Annotated in this window: 16 protein-coding genes; 5 read left to right on the top strand and 11 right to left on the bottom strand. The window is 61.8% G+C overall.

Going from position 1 to position 18,746, the window contains the following annotated elements:
* Window positions 1–85: 85 nt before the first annotated feature.
* The 8 genes from tssH to ACP7DE_RS04950 all read right to left on the bottom strand — a co-directional run bounded on the left by tssH (window position 86) and on the right by ACP7DE_RS04950 (window position 9,527).
* The gene (tssH, locus tag ACP7DE_RS04985) at window positions 86–2,773 is read right to left on the bottom strand and encodes a type VI secretion system ATPase TssH (RefSeq protein WP_426071033.1); all 2,688 of its coding nucleotides are present in this window, start codon (window positions 2,771–2,773) and stop codon (window positions 86–88) included.
* A 46-nt stretch (window positions 2,774–2,819) separates the two neighbouring features.
* Complete coding sequence (gene tssG, locus ACP7DE_RS04980; protein ID WP_426071032.1) at window positions 2,820–3,914, bottom strand: type VI secretion system baseplate subunit TssG; 1,095 nt, start codon at window positions 3,912–3,914, stop codon at window positions 2,820–2,822.
* On the bottom strand, window positions 3,878–5,722 hold the full coding sequence (tssF, locus tag ACP7DE_RS04975; RefSeq protein WP_426071031.1) for a type VI secretion system baseplate subunit TssF: 1,845 nt from the start codon (window positions 5,720–5,722) through the stop codon (window positions 3,878–3,880). Before tssF ends, tssG begins: the two co-directional genes overlap by 37 nt.
* Window positions 5,723–5,724: 2 nt before the next feature.
* Window positions 5,725–6,213: a type VI secretion system baseplate subunit TssE gene (gene tssE / locus ACP7DE_RS04970; RefSeq protein WP_426071030.1), complete on the bottom strand. Its 489-nt coding sequence runs from the start codon at window positions 6,211–6,213 to the stop codon at window positions 5,725–5,727.
* 146 nt (window positions 6,214–6,359) lie between these two features.
* Window positions 6,360–6,851 carry an Hcp family type VI secretion system effector gene (locus ACP7DE_RS04965; RefSeq protein ID WP_034752191.1) on the bottom strand — a complete coding sequence of 164 codons (492 nt, stop codon included), beginning with the start codon at window positions 6,849–6,851 and terminating at the stop codon, window positions 6,360–6,362.
* A gap of 29 nt (window positions 6,852–6,880) precedes the next feature.
* Window positions 6,881–8,365, bottom strand: a complete 1,485-nt coding sequence (gene tssC, locus ACP7DE_RS04960) for a type VI secretion system contractile sheath large subunit (protein WP_426071029.1) — start codon at window positions 8,363–8,365, stop codon at window positions 6,881–6,883.
* A gap of 4 nt (window positions 8,366–8,369) precedes the next feature.
* Window positions 8,370–8,879 carry a type VI secretion system contractile sheath small subunit gene (gene tssB / locus ACP7DE_RS04955; RefSeq protein ID WP_426071028.1) on the bottom strand — a complete coding sequence of 170 codons (510 nt, stop codon included), beginning with the start codon at window positions 8,877–8,879 and terminating at the stop codon, window positions 8,370–8,372.
* A 69-nt stretch (window positions 8,880–8,948) separates the two neighbouring features.
* Window positions 8,949–9,527 (bottom strand): tetratricopeptide repeat protein, encoded by a 579-nt coding sequence (locus ACP7DE_RS04950; protein ID WP_426071027.1) that lies wholly within the window; start codon window positions 9,525–9,527, stop codon window positions 8,949–8,951.
* A 369-nt stretch (window positions 9,528–9,896) separates the two neighbouring features.
* Here ACP7DE_RS04950 and tssK point away from each other — a divergent pair, with 369 nt between their 5' ends.
* Genes tssK through ACP7DE_RS04930 form a run of 4 tightly spaced genes read left to right on the top strand, consistent with a single transcriptional unit; the run spans window position 9,897 to window position 16,326 of the window.
* Window positions 9,897–11,243, top strand: a complete 1,347-nt coding sequence (gene tssK / locus ACP7DE_RS04945) for a type VI secretion system baseplate subunit TssK (protein ID WP_426071026.1) — start codon at window positions 9,897–9,899, stop codon at window positions 11,241–11,243.
* A 9-nt stretch (window positions 11,244–11,252) separates the two neighbouring features.
* Window positions 11,253–12,032 carry a type IVB secretion system protein IcmH/DotU gene (gene icmH / locus ACP7DE_RS04940; protein WP_426071025.1) on the top strand — a complete coding sequence of 260 codons (780 nt, stop codon included), beginning with the start codon at window positions 11,253–11,255 and terminating at the stop codon, window positions 12,030–12,032.
* Complete coding sequence (gene tssI / locus ACP7DE_RS04935; protein WP_426071024.1) at window positions 12,032–15,838, top strand: type VI secretion system tip protein TssI/VgrG; 3,807 nt, start codon at window positions 12,032–12,034, stop codon at window positions 15,836–15,838. Before icmH ends, tssI begins: the two co-directional genes overlap by 1 nt.
* Window positions 15,839–15,888: 50 nt before the next feature.
* Complete coding sequence (locus tag ACP7DE_RS04930; protein WP_426071023.1) at window positions 15,889–16,326, top strand: hypothetical protein; 438 nt, start codon at window positions 15,889–15,891, stop codon at window positions 16,324–16,326.
* Window positions 16,327–16,492: 166 nt separating this feature from the next.
* Here ACP7DE_RS04930 and ACP7DE_RS04925 read toward each other — a convergent pair whose 3' ends face one another.
* Both ACP7DE_RS04925 and ACP7DE_RS04920 read right to left on the bottom strand, forming a co-directional pair.
* Window positions 16,493–16,960 (bottom strand): MepB family protein, encoded by a 468-nt coding sequence (locus tag ACP7DE_RS04925; protein WP_426071022.1) that lies wholly within the window; start codon window positions 16,958–16,960, stop codon window positions 16,493–16,495.
* The gene (locus ACP7DE_RS04920) at window positions 16,957–17,190 is read right to left on the bottom strand and encodes a hypothetical protein (RefSeq protein ID WP_426071021.1); all 234 of its coding nucleotides are present in this window, start codon (window positions 17,188–17,190) and stop codon (window positions 16,957–16,959) included. The genes ACP7DE_RS04925 and ACP7DE_RS04920 overlap by 4 nt, the downstream gene beginning before the upstream one ends.
* Window positions 17,191–17,325: 135 nt before the next feature.
* On the opposite strand from ACP7DE_RS04920, the gene ACP7DE_RS04915 reads away from it, so the two are divergent.
* Window positions 17,326–17,688, top strand: a complete 363-nt coding sequence (locus ACP7DE_RS04915; RefSeq protein ID WP_426071020.1) for a TfoX/Sxy family protein — start codon at window positions 17,326–17,328, stop codon at window positions 17,686–17,688.
* Here ACP7DE_RS04915 and ACP7DE_RS04910 read toward each other — a convergent pair.
* The gene (locus tag ACP7DE_RS04910; protein WP_426071019.1) at window positions 17,677–18,681 is read right to left on the bottom strand and encodes a 2-hydroxyacid dehydrogenase; all 1,005 of its coding nucleotides are present in this window, start codon (window positions 18,679–18,681) and stop codon (window positions 17,677–17,679) included. The genes ACP7DE_RS04915 and ACP7DE_RS04910 overlap by 12 nt on opposite strands.
* Between the last annotated feature and the right edge of the window lie 65 nt (window positions 18,682–18,746).

The following is an 18,746-nucleotide window of genomic DNA, read 5'->3' as shown; positions in this document are numbered from 1 at the left end:
GAACAGATTGCCCCGTGCTGTCCGTGCTGTAGCGGGCAAATTGCATCTGCCACCCATCCTTTTTCACGCACCATGGCTGCAGCGCTTACTTGATCGTGTACTTGAACTGCCCTTGCTTGCTGGCGCTGACCTTGATTTTCGTGATGGCCGCGCCTTCGGCCATTTTGGCCAGCACCGACTCGGCGATCTCGGGCAGCACGCTGCCGTTGAGGATATTGTCGACATTGCGCGCGCCCGAATCGACTTCGGTGCAGCGCGCCAGCACGGCGTCAACCAGCGCTTCGTCGTAGCTGAATTCGGCCTTGTGATTGGCTGTGATGCGCTGGGCGATCTTGCCCAGTTTCAGGCCGATGATATTGACCAGCACGTCGTCTGAGATCGGATAGAACGGAATCACTTTCAAGCGCCCCAGGAAGGCCGGCTTGAAGGTCTTCACCAGTTGCGGGCGGATCTTTTCCTCCAGCTGTTCCGGCGTCGGCAAGTCTGGTGCCGCCACATTCAGGCAGGCTTGCATCAGGATGCTCGAACCGACGTTCGAGGTCAGGATGATGATGGTATTTTTAAAGTCGATCTCGCGCCCTTCGGCATCCTCCATCACGCCCTTGTCGAAGACCTGGAAGAACAGCTCGAGCACGTCCGGATGGGCTTTTTCCACTTCATCGAGCAGCACCACGCTGTACGGATTGCGCCGCACCGCCTCGGTCAGCACGCCGCCTTCGCCGTAGCCGACATAGCCGGGCGGCGAGCCTTTCAGGCCCGACACGCTGTGCGCTTCCTGGTATTCGCTCATGTTGATGGTGATCAGCTTGCGTTCGCCGCCATACAGCACATCGGCCAGCGCCAGTGCCGTTTCCGTCTTGCCCACGCCGGACGGGCCGACGAACAGGAACACGCCCTTCGGCTTGTTCGGATCGTCCAGGTTGGCGCGCGAGGTACGCACGCGCTGCGCCACCGCCTCGATCGCATGCGACTGGCCCAGCACGCGCTCCTCCAGCATGTCCTTCAGCTTCAATACCGTGCGGATTTCATCCTTGACCATTTTGCCGAGCGGGATGCCGGTCCAGCCAGCGACGATTTCCGCCACCACGTGACCGTCGACCTGCACCGGCACCATCGGCGTTTCGCCCTGCAGTGCGCGCAAGTCCTTGAGCAAGGCTTGCAGGTCGCCGACCTGGCTGGCGTCCGCTTTCGTGCCTGCCTGGCTGGCGCCCGCGCTTTCCAGGTCATGGCGGGCCGCCTTGACCTTCCCGCTCAGGGTCTTTTCGTTTTCCCAGCGCGCGGCCAGTACCGCATGCTCGCTTGCAGCGGTGCTGCGCTGCGCGCGCAAGTCTTTCAGGCGCACCGGGTGGTTCCCACCGCTCTTTTCCTCACGTTCGAGCGTAGCGACTTCGGCATCGATGCGGTCGAGCTTTTTGACCAGGTTTTCCAGCAGGGCCGGCGTCGCGTTCTGGCTCAGCGCTACCTTGGCGCAGGCGGTATCGAGCACGCTGATGGCCTTGTCGGGCAGCTGGCGACCCATGATGTAGCGATGCGACAGCCGTACCGCTTCGGTGATGGCTTCGTCATAGATGCGCACATTGAAATGCTTTTCCATCAGCGGCGCCATGCCGCGCAACATGGCGCAGGCCAGTTCCTCGCTCGGCTCCTCGATCTTGACGACCTGGAAGCGGCGCGCCAGCGCGGCGTCCTTTTCAAAGTACTTCTTGTATTCGCCCCAGGTGGTGGCGGCAATCGTGCGCAGCTCGCCGCGCGCCAATGCCGGCTTGAGCAGGTTGGCCGCGTCGTTCTGGCCGGCCGTGCCGCCGGCGCCGATCATGGTGTGCGCTTCGTCGATGAACAGGATGATGGCGTGCGGGCTTTTCTTGACTTCATCGATGACGTTTTTCAGGCGGTTCTCGAACTCGCCCTTGACGCTGGCGCCGGCTTGCAGCAGACCCATGTCCAACGTATGGATCTCGACGCCCTTCAATACATCGGGCACGTCGTCCTGCGCGATGCGCAGGGCCAGTCCTTCGACCACGGCCGTCTTGCCCACGCCCGCCTCGCCCGTCAGGATGGGGTTGTTCTGGCGGCGGCGCATCAGGATATCGATCGCCTGGCGTATCTCGGCATCGCGCCCGATCACCGGGTCGACCTTGCCGTCGCGCGCGCGCGCCGTCAGCTTGGTGGTGAACTGGTCCAGTGCCGGGGTTTTCGAGGCGGCCGCGCGTCCTTCGAGTTCGCCGACGGGGTCTCCTCCTCCCTCGCCGCCCTCCCCGTCATCGCCATCGGAAGCCGAGACGCCTGCCGCCTCCTGCGAGCCTTGCGTGATCTTGTCGAGGTTGTGCTTCAGGTCATCGAGCTTGAATGTATTGAACAGTTTCGAGCCGCGGTAAGCCAGCTGCGCCAGCTCCGGGTCGGTCAGCAACGCCTGCAGCAGATGGGCGCTGCGGATGCTGGCCTGGCGGCCTGCCTGCACGTCGAGCGACGCAATCAGCCAGGCGTTTTCAAACAGCTTCGGCAACCTTGGCGAAAACACGGGGGTGCGCGCATTGCCGGTCTGCAGGCGCGCCACTTCGGCCTGCAGGTCCGCTTCGAGCATGCTGACGCTGATGCCGCTGTGGCGGGCGATCAGCGCAAAGTCGCTGGCCGGCTGTTCCAGCAGGGCCAGGAACAGATGTTCCAGGTCGACCTCGTATTGTCCGAGGCCGACGCAGATGCCGGCGGCGCGGGTGGCGGCGGTGCGACTGGTGTCATTGAGCTTGCTGATCAGCGTCTTGAGGTTGATGCTCATGGGGCAAAGGTCCTTGTGTGGAAACGGCTAAAAAAGAGAAGATGGTTCATGCCAGCGTATGCAGTTCGTAGCGCACGTCGCTGCGGTCTTGCGCGGCGCCGGCGGTGATCAGGAAACTGTCCCAGCCCAGCCGCCCGCCGCTGCGCGGTTGCTCCAGCGTGACGCCGTGCACATCATCGGCGCGCAACACCAGTTGCACTTCGTATTCGAGGCACAAGCCGGTAAACATGGTGAGCATTTTTTCCAGCGCGCGTGCCGCCGCGCCGCCCGGCAGAAAGGCGTCGAAATGGACGCGCGCCAGCGGGCCGACGACCAGCCGCATGCGCAAATCGCGCTGCCAGACGCGCGCGCCGACCAGCGCGGTCGAACCCAGCATGGCGTTCATGCCACCCAGGCAGCTTTGCTGGTCGCGCGGCACGTCGTACCAGCAGCCGACAAACTGGGTCACCTTGATGGACTGGCCAAAATAGGCGGACAATACTTGGCCGATCGCCACCGCCGATGGCGGCCGGTGCCGCATGGCGGCGACAAAAAAACCCACCGACTCGTCGAGGACGCCATCGCCATCGTCGTACAGGCGCTGGCGCAGCGACGCATGGCCCAGGCCCGCCAGCGATAGCAGCAGCGGCAAGAACTTGTCCCTGCCATCGAGCTGGTATTTGAGTTCCAGGCGGTACTTGCTCCACGCTTCGTAGAACAGCGCCAGTGCGCGACTGGAAAAAGTGTCGAGAAAGGCGCGCGGTCCTTCGTCCTTTTCGTATAGCTGGTGCGCGGCGATGCTTTCGGTGTAATGGGCCGGCAGCGCGCCGGCCACGCCGAGAAAGCCCATGAAGGCAGGCGTGATGCGGACGTATTTCAGCTCGCCGTGCCGCACGGCCGCACCCAGCGCGCGCATGTCGGCCGCCAGGGCGCCCAGCGCGCGCGGTTCGGCATGCACCGCTTCAAGCTGGCTGGGCGCAAAGTTGAGCGACAGCGAATTTTGAAAGCGCAGGAAATTGGCCACCGCGCCCTCGCGCGCCATGCCGTTGCGAACCAGCCAGAGTTCAAGCATGCGTACCGCCTGGAAGTACTGGAAGCGGTAAGGCTCGGCGAACAGGCGCTCGATTACACTAGGCTCAAATCGCCGCTGCGTGGTTTGCATCGCAACAACTCCTCTCCCGATTTTTTCGACAGCACCACCAGTTGCGTGAAACTGTTGGCATGCACGTACAGGCCGAGAAAACATTCAACGATATGGGCAAACGCATGGATGCCGCTGCCGACGAAGGCTTCCTCATCGAGCGTCAGCCGCACTTCCAGGCCGCGCACCAGGCAGGCGAAGGGATTGCCTGGCAGCCAGGCGTTCGCCGCCTTGTGGTCGATCGCCGCAATGCCGCTGATCTGCCGTTGCGAGGTTGCCGATCGGGGCAAGTCATACAGGGTCAACATTTCCTGGAACGCTTCCAGGCCGCTGCCCGACAGCGACAGATGGTTCAGCGACAGGTGCGAGATCAAGCGCCAGTGCGCGCCGCGGCCCCGCTCAAAACGGTGCGACTCGGTCGGCTTGCGCAGGAAGTTGATGCTGCGCACGCTTGATCCGCCTTCCAGGAACAGGTCGCCGCCGCGCAGGCCATAGGTAAGTTGCGCCGGCAGATCGCGGTTAGTACAGCTCAATTCCAAGCTCAGGGTATCGGTTTCAATCGCTGCCGGATCAAAATCGATGTCGACGATGGAAATCTCGGTCTCATAGCCGGGGCTTTTTTCGCTGATCGCGTCATCGCGCCGCATCACCCAGTAATGGCCATCCTTGGCGGGCATCTGGCCGTGGCGCAGCGAGTAGAACGGGCGAAATTCGGTGATCGACTCGCCTTGCGGCGTCTGGCGCACCAGCTTGACCGATTCGATGGCTTGCACCTCGAAAGCGTAGGCGCGGCGCGCATCGGCCAGCACCGGATAGCTGGCGGCCGTGTGCGTCAGCCGGATCGGCTCGCCGCGCAGGCGGAACAGGTTGACCACCGGCGTGCAGCCCAGCAGCAGGTTATTGGTCGACATGGTGCCCAGCATGCGCGCCGTATTCGAATCCGTGCGCAAGCCGGCCAGCGCCAGGTGCAGCGTGATGCGTCGGCAGCCGGACGGCAGCGGCGCGCACAGCGCGGCCAGGTCGATGTCGAAGAAGTTGAATTTTTCGGGAAAGCAGAAGTATTCGGTCAGCAGCCGGTAGGCTGGATGCGAACGGGCCGAAAACGGAATCAGCGCATCGTCCTCGGCATAGCCGGCGGTGCTGACAGGGATCTGCGCCAACGCGTTCCAGCGTCCGCTGTCATCCGCTTCCACATAGGCCTTGACCGTGCGCATGAACAGCGCGTCGCGCAGCGCCGCGCAAAACGAAGGCTCGCCGTCGATGAACACGCGCAGCTTGCTGACGCCCAGCTGCGCCAGACTGATCTGATCGGCGGTCGCTTCGATGACGATGCTCACGCTGGAGGTGGCGTTTGGCGGCAGTGGCACCTGCTCGGGCGCGTCGATAATGGCGGCAAACGCCGCATGCGTCAGCGCCAGAGGCGCCACGGTGACAGGATAAGCGGTGCGGAAGGTGCAGGCAACGCCCTTGACGGGACGTGTCGCCAGCTCGGTGCCGCGCGCAATCTCGGTGGCGGCCGTCAGCTGCGCCGCCGCGCCGCTGTAGTCGAGGCGCGCGATCGAGCACGAAGGAAACGGTCGCAGGTAATGCGGGTACAGTACCTCGAACAGCGCCTCGGTGAATTCCGGGTAATCGTCATCGAGACGTTTCGAAATGCGCGAATTGAGCAGCGCGAAGGATTGGATCATGCGCTCGATATGCGGGTCTTCGCAGACTTCGCCGCCGATCAGCAGTCGTCCCGCGATCTTCGGGTAGCGCTCGGAAAACTCGCGCGAATAGCGGCGCAGGAAACCCAGTTCACGTTCGTAATACGGTAATAAGTCTTCCAAGTTCAGGCTCCTTGCGCCGCACGGCGCGCCTTGCTGATCGTGTAATGCAGGCTTGACGGCTGCAGGATGGCGTCAAAGTTGACGGGTTCCTGGGCCGAGTGCACCACCAAGAGCGCGGTGATGGCGAAATTGAGGCGGTTGATCGAGCCTTCCTGGATTTCCAGCGAAGCGCGCACGTTGCGCAAGCGTGGCTCATGGCGCGCGATGGCTTTTTCCAGGCACTGGCAGATATACGCGCGGTCATCGGAACTCGACAAGCTCAGGCCGGCGAAATCATTGAGGCCATAGGTGACAATCGAGCGACCGCATTCGGGAAAATTTTTCAGCAGCGCTTCCGGTATCACGGTGCGCGTGTTGAGCAGCGCCTCCAGGTCGCGTGCCACGGTGTCTTTCAAATCTTCCAGCGACAGGCGCGAGACGGTGCTACTGGAAGCGCCCTGAACAGGCGTGTCCATCAGGCGGTCGAACAATCCCGGCGTAAAACCCTTCATTGGTATCCTGTCGTTGGCAGTAGGAAGGAACAAAAGGGCGGCCTGCGGCGGCCCTATGATTCAAGAGAATCAGTCACACAGACACAAGCCGGAGTCACCGTCGGCGGCTAGCCGGGGCGGCTTCATCCGGCAAGGGCCGTTGTCGATCAAATCGTCTTGTTGGCCGACAGATCCCAACCGCCAGAGGTATTGCCGCCGGAGCCACCACCAACTTTTTGCTGCGTGTATTTCCACTTGACCTTGGAATACTTGATCGACACGTTTTCGCCGAGGATGTCGCCAGCTGCGACGGACGGCGCCACGCTGCTGATCAGCACGTTTTCCAGCTCGATCTCGAAGTACTTGATGCGCTCGCCCTGGCCGTCAGCGCGCAGGAATTCGAACTTGGCTTTCGGGATCGTTTTACCGGATGAGCAATTTTGCAGCAGCAGCGGCGTGGCGAGGTCGGCCAGCTTGGCGACCACGATATCCTTGTGCTCGGTACGTTCGGCGGTATGGCCGCCGCCGGTCGAGGCGGTGGCGGACTTCGGCTGCAGCACTTCCCACTGGACCGACTTGCATTCGATCCAATCTTTGTGGGAGGTGTCGGTGGATTCGCCTTTGATACCATCAATTTGCAAGTAAACGTCGATTGCCATGTCATTCCTTTCGGTTATTTATGAAAAAATCAGGATTTGGTCGATTGCGGCAGCTCCGCGACCAAACGGAGTGAAACGGACAGCTCATCGAGCTGGAAATGCGGACGCAAGAAGGAAATGGCGCGGTAGACGCCCGGACGACCAGGCACTTCCGACACCTGCACCGATGCTTCGCGCAGTGGAAACTGGGCCTTTTGCTCCTGGCTGGCGTTATCGTCGAGCAGCACGTATTGCATCAGCCAGCGGTTAAGGAAGTCTTCGACGTTGGACGCGGCGGCAAAGCTGCCGATCTTGTCGCGCATCATCGCCTTCATGTAATGGGCGATGCGCGAGACGGCAAAGATGTATTGCAGCTGCGACGACAGAACCGCATTGGCATTGGCGGAATCGGTGTTGTATTTCTTGGCCTTCTGCGCCGACTGGGCGCCGAAGAACGCCGCGTAATCGGTGTTTTTGCAATGCACCAGCGAAATGAACCCCAGGTCGCTCAGCTCTTTTTCGCGCCGGTCAGTAATCGCAATCTCGGTCGGGCATTTCAGCGCCACTTCGCCTTCGTCGGTCTTGAATGTGTGGGTCGGCAAGTCTTCTACCAGGCCGCCACCTTCCACGCCGCGGATCGCCGCGCACCAGCCATAGTCGTCGAAGGCCGCCGTCAGCCTGGCGCCGAAGGCATAGGCGGCATTGCACCACAGGTATTTCTGGTGGTTGGTGCCATCGACATCCTCGACGAAATTGAAGCCGTCGACGGTGGCGCCATCGGCCGGATTGAACGGCAGCCGCCCCAGGTAGCGCGGCAGCGTGAGGCCGACGTAGCGCGCATCTTCCGATTCGCGGAACGACTTCCACTTCGCGTATTCGACCGTGTCGAACACCTTGGCCAGGTCGCGTGGTTTGCCGAGGTCGGCATAGCTTTCAAGGCCGAACAGCTCGGGCGATGCGGCCGAAATGAAGGGCGCGTGGGCTGCAGCGGCCACATGCGACATCTGTTCGAGGAAATACATGTCTTCAGGCTGGCGCGTGAACTCGAAGTCGCCCAGCAGCGCGCCGAACGGAGCGCCGCCGAAAGTGCCGAACTCTTCCTCATAGACTTTCTTGAACATGGTCGACTGATCGAATTCCAGCGCGCTCTGGAAATCGCGCACCAGCTCGCGCTTGGTGGCATTGAGCAGCTTGATCTTCAGGTTGGTGCCGGTGGGCGTGTTGTCGACCAGGTGATGCAGGCCGGTCCAGCTGCTTTCCAGCTTCTGGAATTCGGGCGCATGCAGGATGACGCTGAGCTGGCGTGAAATGAGTCTGTCCAGCTCGGCAACGCGCGCATCGATGGTGGCCGCCAGGTTGTCTGACACCACCACGGTGCCTTCCATCACCTGGCTGACCAGTTCTGAAATCAGGTCCTTGGCGCGTGCATGCTCGACGCTGGATTTGGCAACCTTGCTTTGTTCGACGATCTGGTCGAGCAAGCCGATATCGGTGGTCGCGGCGGCGCCGGACGCGGGGGTCAGTTGAGCGGACATGGGATCAGTCTTTCTTGGCGGTGGATTGTTGTTCCAGCTGGGCCAGCTTTTCCGTGCTGTTGAGCACGTCGTTGAGGAGATCTTCCAGTTTGTCGTTACCGGCCAGCTTGTTGCGCAGGTCGGCCAGCTTGGTACGCGCCTCGAGCAGGCGGCGCAACGGCGCCACCTGTTCCACCACCGCCTCGGGACGGAAGTCGTTGAGCGACTTGAAGCGCAAGTCGACGCGCAGCTGGCCACCTTCATCGCTGAGCTCGTTGGATACGCCAAACGCGGCGCGCGGCTCGACGCCCTTGAGCACCTCATCGAAATTGTCGCGGTCAATGCCGATGAACTTGCGGTCCTTCAGCCGTTTTTGCTCGACTTCGGAATTGCCGCCGAAGTCGCCCACGACGCCCATCACGAAGGGCAGTTCCTTGTTTTCAATCGCATCGCCGATTTCCACGTCATACGTCATCTGCACGCGTGGCGGCCGGACCTTTTGCAGGCGTTTTTGAACACTTTCTTTTTTTGACATGACACATCCCTTCACGAGTAAACGGCGGCATCCGTGATGCCCCTGGTAGATTGCCTTACTGCCTCAGCTTCACTTCAACCCATCGAAGGGATTGGCACTGCTGTCGGCAGTCTTGCCCTGGCCCTTGCGCGGCGGACGCGCCGGCGGCTTGTCGCGGGCCTGCGCCGAGGCCGGCGCCGGTACCAGCACGGTTTCGCCCAGGCTTTCGCGCAACAGTTTGGCCAGATCCTGCGATTCGGTGCGCAGCGGGCCGGACAGGTTGTTCTGGCGGCTCAGATCAGCCAATGCACGTGTCGACAGGCGCAGTCCGCTGATCGCAATGACGCTGTTGGCCAGCTTGTCGGCAGGGTCGCGCACCAACACTTCCTGGGCATGGATGATGGCATCGCCGTACTGGCCCGCCTCATAGCGGGTCTGGGCCATGCGGACCCATGGATTCTTATCGGCTGGAAATTCGACAGCGGCTTGTTTCCACAAACCCATGGCCGCTTCGTTATTGCCCGAACTGGCAGCCTGGGTCGCCTTTGCCATCAGCTCGTCGAGCGAGGGCGGCGCCGCCGTCTTGACCGCTGGTGCGGTGCTACAGGCACTGAGCGTCAATGCGCAAGCAACCGCGGCAAAAAAATGGAATGTAAATTGGCGAGACATGGTCTGATTTCCCTAAAAAAAAGATGACGTGGTCATTGAAATACTTGCAATTTATAGTTATCAAATTCAGTTGCTAAATTCTTATTTTTGCGAGACTAACACGGATTTAATATTGACTCCGTTCAATAGAAAATACGCGAAAACTCACATTTCCATCGACCGAAAAGGCAGGCACCATGCGGGAAACGTACCGTACGCACCTTTCTTCCAGATAATGTTAATGTTGTTGCAGTTGCGAAAAAAGCACATAATTTCTTACCGCAAAGATTGAATGATCGGACGCTCCGGCAAGGCGCCGATCGCGCTTCAAAAGAGCCCGGGAGCGACAGCGTTCTCCGCGCTTTTACTTCCTCGGAAAAAGGGCAATCGATGAGCATTACAAGCAAATTGTTATGGGGTGAAGGTCTGTTTCTGCGCCCCCAGCACTTCCAGCAACAAGACCAGTACCATGAACATCGCCTGCACGAAAGCATCAAGGCGCTGCATCCTTACGCATGGGGTGTCAACCACGTACAGATCGACCGCGATGCGCTGAGCAATAACACGCTGCGGCTGCTGGAACTGTCGCTGGTGTTCCAGGACGGCGAAATCTATAACGCTCCCGGCGCCGATGAATTGCCCGAGGCCCTGGACCTGAGCAAGCTGCTGCAATCACAGCAAACCGTCACTTTTTATGCCGCCCTGCCCGCTTTCAAGCATTTCGGCGGCAACTTTGCCGCGCCCGACCAGCCCAGCAGCGCAGCGCGCTACGCTCAAGCCAACCTGGAAACGCCCGACCTGTACACCCATGCAGCGCAGGCCGAATTGGTCTACTTGCAAAAATCGCTGCGTCTGGTGGCCGAATCGGAACCGCGCGATTCGTATGTGAATTTTCCGTTGCTGCGCCTGCGGCGCCTGTCGACCGGCGGCTTTGAGCCGGACCCGTCGTTCGTGCCGCCGAGCCTGTCGATCCGCAGCGCCCCGCTGCTGTTCCTGCAATTACGCCGCCTGATCGATGCGCTGCAGGCCAAGGTCAACGCCCTGTACGGCCACCACCGCGAGCCGAGCAAGAATGTGATCGAATTTCGCTCCGGCGACATGTCCTCATTCTGGCTGCTGCACACGGCCAGTTCGGCGTTCGCCTCGCTCAGTCATTATTTCCATCATCCGGCGCTGCACCCGGAGCGCCTGTACGAAGCGCTGCTGGCGCTGGCCGGTGCGCTGATGACGTTCTCGAAAACCCATGCGCTGGCCGACCTGCCAGCCTACCAGCACCTCGATCCCGGACCATCGTTCGCGCGTTTGCACGCGATCATCCGCGAACTGCTCGACACGGTAATCTCTTCGAAATATTTCGCTATTGCGTTGACCGAAGTCAAACCGTCTTACCATCACGGCAAGCTCGATTCGGGCAAGATCGACGACAAAACCGCGTTTTACCTGGGTGTCTCGGCCGACATGCCGGGCGTGGAACTGGTGGACGTGGTGCCGCTGCGCTTCAAGATCGGCGCACCGGACGATGTGGAGAAATTCGTGCTGTCAGCCCTGCCCGGCGTGCGCCTGCAGCACACGCCGCAGGTGCCGGCCGCCGTGCCGGTGCGGCCCGATACGTATTACTTCACCATCGAAGCGAAAGGCCAGATGTACGACCGCATGTTGCAGGCCCAGTCGATTTCCATCTACGTTCCGTCCGGCATGCGGGATCTGAAACTTGAACTTGTCGCCATCACTTCCTGAAGATAAACGATGAATGCAAACGCCCCCTCCCTGATGTCCGGCGGCTCCGCCGCTTATGCATCGAGCGTTCCGGCCGGCCCGGGTACCGAACACACGCTGACAGACCTGATGTACGACGGTTTCTATGCGCTGTTCATGCTGAAAAACGGCAGCGGCCCGCAAGACAATGCCGACTTCATCAGAAAAATGACGCAGTTTCTCGACGAGTTCGGAAACGCGGCAAAAAAACATGCTGCCTCGGCCGATGATATCGACGCCGCCAAATATGCATTTTGCGCGGCTGTCGACGAGATCATCCTGCGCTCGCCGTATGCCATCCGCGACGACTGGGCGCGCCGCCCGCTGCAGTTGGTGCTGTTCGGCGACCAGCTGGCCGGCGAGAACTTCTTCATCCGTCTCGAAGCGCTGCGCGCGCGCGGCAGCGCGCACCTGCAGGCGCTGGAAGTGTTCCACATGTGCCTGCTGCTGGGATTCCAGGGGCGATACATCCTCGAAGGCTCGGAAAAACTGGCCTACCTGACGGCCCGCCTGGGTGACGAGATCGCCCAGATGAAGGGCAAGAAAGCCGGCTTTGCGCCACATGCGGAACGCCCCGACCAGATTGCGCACAAGTTGCGCAACGACGTGCCGCTGTGGGTGCTGTGCTCGGTATTCGCGCTGATCTGTGCACTGGGCTACCTGGGTCTGCGCACCATGCTAGCCAAAAACACCGAACAACAGATGAACGCCTACAGCGATATCGTCAAGCTGGCACCGCGCACCGCCAACCTGACCATCACGTTGCCGTAATGAGCGGCCTGGCAACGACAGAAGCTGCCCCGGGGGTGTTCGGCAGCGGCCTATCGCAGCATGCGCGGCTGATTACGCTGGCCACGGCGCAGGAATCGAACCAGCCCGAATCGCTGATGGCCGAGCGGATGACGGGCCGCGAGGCGGTCAATGAGTTGTTCCGCTTCGAGGTCGATGCCTTGAGCACGGCGGCGGGCCTGGACCTTGCCAGCTTTCTCGGCGAAGAAATCACGCTCAAGTTGTTGCAGCCCGACGGCAGCTGGCGCGCCTGGCACGGACTGTGCACCGACTGCGGCTTTGCCGGCGCCGACGGCGGCGTGGCGCGCTACCGGCTGCGCCTTGAGCCCGCCCTGGCCTTGCTGGGCTTGCGCCGCGACAGCTATATCTTCCAGGACAAGAACGCGCGCGACCTCATTACCGAGCTGCTCGGCGACTATCCGCAGGTCCGCTTCGAATTCGATGTCAGCCAGGAACTGGCGCCACGCCCCGTCTGGACGCAATACCGCGAAAGCGACCTGGCCTTCCTGACCCGCGTGCTCGCCTTCGAAGGCCTGAGCTGGCGCTTCGAGCACGAGCAGGAGGATGGCGCGGCGCAAGAAGGAGAACAACAGAATGCACAGCAGGCCAAGCACAAGCTGGTGATTTTCGACAGCAAGGCAGTTGCGCCGGCGACGCCCGGCGTGGCTGGCCTGCGCTTTCACGGCGTGCGCGCCAGCGATACCGATGACGCCATCGACAGCTTCAGCGCGCGGCGCCAGGTGCGCCCCAATGCGGTCGGCATCAGCAGCTGGGACCCGCAGCAACTGGCGGCGCCGGCCGCCGAACACAGCTCGAGCCTGCAGGCGGGCGAGTTGCCGCCCCTGCCGCTGTACGACGGCTCCGGCGAACGGCGCTATGCCGACAGCATGGCGGCCGATCCGCACGGCCTGCGCATGTTGCAGGCTCTGGAACTGGAGAACAAGCAATTCACGGGCGCTGGCGCGGTGCGGCGCATGGCGGCCGGCCACGCCTTTAACTTGTTGCAGCATGAACATTATGCCGACGGCGCCAACCAGTTCACCGTGCTATGGGTCGAGCACGAGGCACGCAACAATCTGGGCCCGGCCGGCGGCGCACTGACGACGCTACTGTCGAAACTGTCGACAGTAGCCAGCCTGAGCGACGTCGCCAGCCTGCTCGATGGCCAGCTCGAGGCCGGCACCTACCGCAATACCTTTGCTTGCGCGCGTACCAGCGTGGCCATCGTGCCGCCCGCCACCGCCGCGCGCCAGGCCAGCAGCGCGCTAGGGCCGCAAACGGCGCTGGTGGTCGGCCTGCCCGATAGCGTGGCGACCACCGGGCGCGATCATCAGGTACGCATCCAGTTCGCCTGGCAACGCGGCAGCGCCGCGAATCCGGGCGGCATGGCGCACAACACGGATCAACAGGGCAACGCGCCCGGCAATGAAGCTTCGGGCACCTGGGTGCGCGTTGCCGAAGCATTAGCGGGCCCGAACTGGGGCTCGCAATTTACGCCGCGCATCGGCACCGAAGTGCTGGTCGATTTCATCGAAGGCGACATGGACCGTCCGCTGGTAGTGGCCCAGCTCTATACCGGCAGCGACGCGCCACCCTACGCGGCCGGCGTCGGTTCGGACATCAATCACGCCGGCGTCATTTCCGGCATCCACAGCCACAATTTCGATGGCGGCGACTATAACCAGTGGGTGATCGACGATACGCCGGGCCAGTTGCGCACCCGCCTGGCGACAAGCAGCGCGGCCACGCAGCTGAACCTCGGTTACCTGGTACAGCAAGGCGTGGGCACGGCCCAGCGCGGCAGTTACCGCGGCAGCGGCTTCGAATTGCGCACCGACGCCTGGACCGTGCTACGCGGCGGCGAAGGCGTGCTCATCTCTACCACTGCCCGCGCACAGACTGGCGCGGGCATTGCCTCCACCCAGCTCGACACCACGGAGGCGTTGGCCCAGCTGAAAGGCGCGGCCGAACTGAACGAGTCGTTGGCCGAGGCCGCACAGCAACAAACCGCCCTGTTCAGCCAGGATGCGAAACAGGCCCAGCTGGACCTGATCAAGCAGATCGATCCCCAGCAAGATGGTAAGTACGGGGCCAGTGTGGGCGGGCAGGAGGCGCTGAAGGCCAGCGCAGGCGAGCGCAAGCTGGCCGCCGACCAGCCGGTGGAAAAATTCGGCCAGCCGCTGGTACTGATGGAGGCGCCTGCCAGCATCAACTGGGCCACGCCAGGCTCGACCGTGCTGTTTGCCGCCCAGCAGCTGCAATGGACGACGCAATCGGACCTGCACATGACGGCCGGCCACACCTATTCATCCGTGTCGGCCAGTGCGCAGGGGCTGTTTACCCACACCGGCGGCATCCAGGCGATTGCCGCCTATGGTCCCGTATCGCTGCAGGCACATACGGGGCAACTGGAAATCCTGGCCGACAAGGCCATTACCGTGATCTCGGTCAACGACAGCATCGACATCAAGGCCAATCAGAAAATCACGCTGCAGGCCGGGCAATCGTCGATCACGCTTGAAGGCGGCAATATCACGTTTGCGTGCCCTGGGAACTTTACAGTCAAGGGCGGCCAGCATGTGTTCAACGGCGGCGCCAGCGCGGCCGGCATTCTGGCAGCGCTGCCGGACACGCGTATCAAGCTGTTCGACGAAGGCTTTGTGCTGCGCGACCGCGACACGGGCGAACCGATGCCGCGCCAGCCCTACCGCATCAAGCGCGAAGATGGCAGCTATGAGAGCGGCATGACCGACGCAAAGGGCTTGACGCACGTGATTGCAGCCGCCGCCGCCGAGGCGCTGGTGATCGAGCTGCTGAAAACTGTGGGCGGCCAGGGTTCGGCACCGGCACCGGTATCCGCCCCCTCTTCAGCGCCGGCGCCGGTACCAGGTTCGCCAGGGCAGCCGGCAGCCAGGGCCAGCACCCCGCCAGAACCGAAATACAAGCCGGCAGGCGACTCCAGCACCACGCCGGTGGACAACAAGCGCCGCAAGGAAGTGCTGGTGAAGCTGCCGGCCTGCTGGATCGAAGACTACGAAAAGGAAATCGCCGGTCCCTCTTATGGCCGCTATGCGCAGCCTTTCCAGCACGACGGTACGCCGCACAAATACAAGGACAAGATTTGGTTCAAGCTGTACGTGCCGGCAAAATCAGACCGCCCGGTGGTGGTGGAAGTGCGTTTCAAGGCTATCACGGTACTCGACGCCGTAGGACAGGCGCTGGAAGAGAGCGACAAGGGCACAGAATCAGCGGCGCTGCGCGCCAAGCAGCGCGCCTACGTGGTGACGGTGGCGCAGAAAAACGCGACGGCCGGCATCGAAGGCAACTGGAACAACAAGTTCCGGCTTGAAATCAATGATCCGCAATGCGGACAAAAAGTGTTGCCCGTGGTTTTCCGCGTCCTCTGGGTCGACGATAAGCAGCACTACACGCTGCAGATCCACAAGCGCTATGACCGCGAAAACGTTACCGGCGACGTGATGAACGTGTCGCTGGCAACGGAACTGACCACGTATGCGCATGAATTCGGGCATTGCGTCGGCATGCCCGACGAATACTCGTACACGGAGTTCGAAGAAACGGTACGCTATTTCAAGCCGGACGGCACGCTCGACGAGCCCATCGTTTGCCACGTCAACGGCACCTCGCCGCAAGACCTGACGCAATCGATCATGTCGTATGCGGAAGGCGCGCGGATCCTGAAACGCCACGGCTGGAATATCGCGATAGAAGCGCAGGAATTGCTGAGCAAAAAAATTGGCAGGAAAATACGATGCGATATTGTCTGACCCTGCTTATCTATGCCATGCTGATGGCACTACCATTGAAAGCAAACAACATGACGAGCACCCACGCGCCCCTCTCCATCTCCCTGCAATGCCTGGGCAACACTGGCTGCATTTATCAGCGCAAGCCGATCGACGTGCTGGTCACCATCCGCAACGATGGCAGCCGCGATATCGGTTTCCCACTCGACTACCTGCGCAAGTCTGGCCCGATCGTCAAATTCATCGATACCGATACGGGCGCCGTCACCTACGCCCGCCGTGGCCTGGCCAATCCGGCGCTGAAAACGCAATTCACCACGATCGCGCCAGGCGCCTCGATTTCCATGGAAATCGATGTGCATCCGACCGACATTGAAACGTTTCGCATCAAAAAAGTCGATATCAGCGTGGAGGTGATACTGAAGGGCAACATACGCATCGATGGCGAAGCGGACCTGCAAGACTACCAGGGCGGCGCGAAGATACGCATCGTTGAAAAAGATGAGTAAGACCAGGCTGGCGCGGAGGCTGTACAGCATCCGCGTCTAACAGCAGCTGCCGTCACCACTGAAAGGATATCGCCGTGCGTCTCTGGTTTCTTGCACTCGCCTCTTTGAACGACAAATTCGCCGCTACTTGCGCCCGCTATTGCAGTGCATCCTGGGGCCAGGAATATCAGGCGGGCGTCTCCAGCAGTCGCCCCAGCCGCGGCTGATCCCCAGCCGCCACAAAACAGGCAACCTGCCAGCGCTGGGTGCGCAGGGCCTGGGCAGATTCAGGCACACACCAGGGCGGATACACGCGCAGCGCGCGCTTGCCACCGGCGCCGGCGCGCGACATCACGCCGCGTTCCAGTAGCACGCTGCGCGGAAAAATGAAAAAGCCGTGCTGCGCGCTGTCGCTAACGGCGATGATGACGACATCCACGCGGTCCGCTTCGTCCAACGGGGCAATCTCGGCATCGGCATGGGGGCGCTTCCAGACGGTGACGAACTGGCCGATTTTCGTCGGCGTGGTTTTCGCCATGCGCAAGACCAGCCGCTTGCCGTCCAGTTCGGCACGGCAGGCGCCGTACTGCGCGCTTTCCGCTTCCAGCACGGGCGCTTGCGGCAATCCCAGGAAGGCCCACGGGCTGGCCTTCATTGCGCGCTGAACTCGGCTGCGGCCTTGGCCGCCCACAGCGCCTCGGCGTGGCTTGTGTACGGGCTGTCGTAGCCGTCGAGCGTGCCGTCTTCGTCGACAAAATACAGCCACCAGCCGTCGCCCTGTTCGCGGATGGCCGTCTGGCCCGGCGCGCAGTGGGCTGCCACGTCCTGGGTCGATGCGAGGGTGGTGATGGTGATGCCGTGGTGAGTAATCAGGTGGGGAGTCATGGAAAAATAAACCGCGCTAAATAAATAATGGCCCTAGTGTAGCCGCGCCGGGCGCCCGCTGGCCAGCGCGTCACAGAAAAAAGGCCGCAGGCATAAATAGCTTGCGCTACACTGGCCCCTCAAACGGAGGACAACATGGCATCACAGCAAGGCACCGTGGATTTTTTGCTCGATCAACTGGCGGGCGCCGGCAGCGTCAGCGCGAAAAAAATGTTTGGCGAGTACGGCTTGTATTGCGACGGCAAGATGTTCGCCATCGTCGCCGACGACCAGCTGTTCATCAAGCCCACGGACGCGGGACGCGCCTGGATCAGCGCGCAAGGCACGCTGCAGGAAGCGCCGCCCTACCCGCAAGCCAAGCCGTATTTCCTCATCGATGGCGGGCTGTGGGACGAGCGCGACTGGCTGGGCCAACTGGCGCGGCGCACGACGGATGCCTTGCCGCTGCCGAAACCCAAGCCGCCGCCCAAGCCTAAAAAACCGGCGTCAGCCAGCTAGTACGCTGTTTTCGCACGCCTTGCCCTGCAGGAAGCATTGCAGGTTGTGATAGGTGATGGCAGCGATCTCGCGCAGCGCTTCGATGGTGAAGAAGCCCTGGTGACCCGTCACCAGCACATTCGGGAACGTCATCAGGCGCTGGAAGATGTCGTCGTCGATGATGTCGGACGAGCGGTCTTGGAAGAACAGATTGCTTTCCTGTTCGTACACATCGATGGCAAGCGAACCCAACTGGCGCGATTTGAGCGCCTCGATGACGGCGCCGGTGTCGATCAGCCCGCCACGCGAGGTGTTCACCAGCATGGCGCCCTTCTTCATCAGCGGCAGCGTTGCTTCGCTGATCATGTGGCGCGTGCTTTCCATCAAGGGACAATGCAGGGAGACAATGTCGGATTCGGCCAGCAGCTGCGACAGCTCCACCATCGTGCCCAATTCTGCGAACGCGGTCGCCGGATATGGGTCGTGGCCCAGCACCGTGCAGCCGAAACCCTTGAAAATGCGCGCCGTGGCCAGGCCGATCTTGCCCGTGCCGACGATGCCCACCGTCTTGCCGTGCAAGGTGGCGCCCAGCAAGCCGTCCAGCGAGAAATTGCCTTCCCGCACGCGGGCATACGCGCGGTGCGTGTGGCGGTTCAGGGTTTGCACCAGGGCCAGCGTGTACTCGGCCACGGCTTCCGGTGAATACGCGGGCACGCGGGCAACAAAAAAGCCCAGGCGCTTCGCCGCTTCCAGGTCGAGGTTGTTGTAGCCGGCGCAGCGCAGCAGGATGGCACGCACGCCGTAGCCGTGCAGGGCTTCCAGCACTGGCGCGTCAAGCACGTCGTTGACGAAGACGCAGACGGCCTCGGCGCCTTGCGCCAAGACCGCGGTTTCCTGGCTCAGCAAGGCGCTGTGGTAGACCAGTTCGATGCCGGCAGGGTCGGGCTGGAACGGCAAACCTTCATCGAAGAAGCGGCGGTCGTAGGGCTGGCTGGCAAAGAAGGCGATTTTCATGGAGAGTCCTGGAACTTGCTGAATGGCAAAACAACATCATAACGCAAGCGCCCTGCTCCACGCCG

The sequence above is a fragment of the Janthinobacterium sp. DSP2-3-3 genome, from assembly GCF_049897325.1.
Taxonomy (GTDB): domain Bacteria; phylum Pseudomonadota; class Gammaproteobacteria; order Burkholderiales; family Burkholderiaceae_D; genus Janthinobacterium.
Note: the sequence above shows the minus strand (reverse complement) of the source record. Positions and strands in the feature narration are given on the sequence as shown.

Bases quoted from the DNA above. Each gene is read 5' to 3' on its own strand.
- tssH (WP_426071033.1), bottom strand. From the start codon at position 2,773: ATGAGCATCAACCTCAAGACGCTGATCAGCAAGCTCAATGACACCAGT.
- tssG (WP_426071032.1), bottom strand. From the start codon at position 3,914: ATGCAAACCACGCAGCGGCGATTTGAGCCTAGTGTAATCGAGCGCCTG.
- tssE (WP_426071030.1), bottom strand. From the start codon at position 6,213: ATGAAGGGTTTTACGCCGGGATTGTTCGACCGCCTGATGGACACGCCT.
- ACP7DE_RS04965 (WP_034752191.1), bottom strand. From the start codon at position 6,851: ATGGCAATCGACGTTTACTTGCAAATTGATGGTATCAAAGGCGAATCC.
- tssC (WP_426071029.1), bottom strand. From the start codon at position 8,365: ATGTCCGCTCAACTGACCCCCGCGTCCGGCGCCGCCGCGACCACCGAT.
- tssB (WP_426071028.1), bottom strand. From the start codon at position 8,879: ATGTCAAAAAAAGAAAGTGTTCAAAAACGCCTGCAAAAGGTCCGGCCG.
- ACP7DE_RS04950 (WP_426071027.1), bottom strand. From the start codon at position 9,527: ATGTCTCGCCAATTTACATTCCATTTTTTTGCCGCGGTTGCTTGCGCA.
- tssK (WP_426071026.1), top strand. From the start codon at position 9,897: ATGAGCATTACAAGCAAATTGTTATGGGGTGAAGGTCTGTTTCTGCGC.
- icmH (WP_426071025.1), top strand. From the start codon at position 11,253: ATGAATGCAAACGCCCCCTCCCTGATGTCCGGCGGCTCCGCCGCTTAT.
- tssI (WP_426071024.1), top strand. From the start codon at position 12,032: ATGAGCGGCCTGGCAACGACAGAAGCTGCCCCGGGGGTGTTCGGCAGC.
- ACP7DE_RS04930 (WP_426071023.1), top strand. From the start codon at position 15,889: ATGACGAGCACCCACGCGCCCCTCTCCATCTCCCTGCAATGCCTGGGC.
- ACP7DE_RS04925 (WP_426071022.1), bottom strand. From the start codon at position 16,960: ATGAAGGCCAGCCCGTGGGCCTTCCTGGGATTGCCGCAAGCGCCCGTG.
- ACP7DE_RS04920 (WP_426071021.1), bottom strand. From the start codon at position 17,190: ATGACTCCCCACCTGATTACTCACCACGGCATCACCATCACCACCCTC.
- ACP7DE_RS04915 (WP_426071020.1), top strand. From the start codon at position 17,326: ATGGCATCACAGCAAGGCACCGTGGATTTTTTGCTCGATCAACTGGCG.
- ACP7DE_RS04910 (WP_426071019.1), bottom strand. From the start codon at position 18,681: ATGAAAATCGCCTTCTTTGCCAGCCAGCCCTACGACCGCCGCTTCTTC.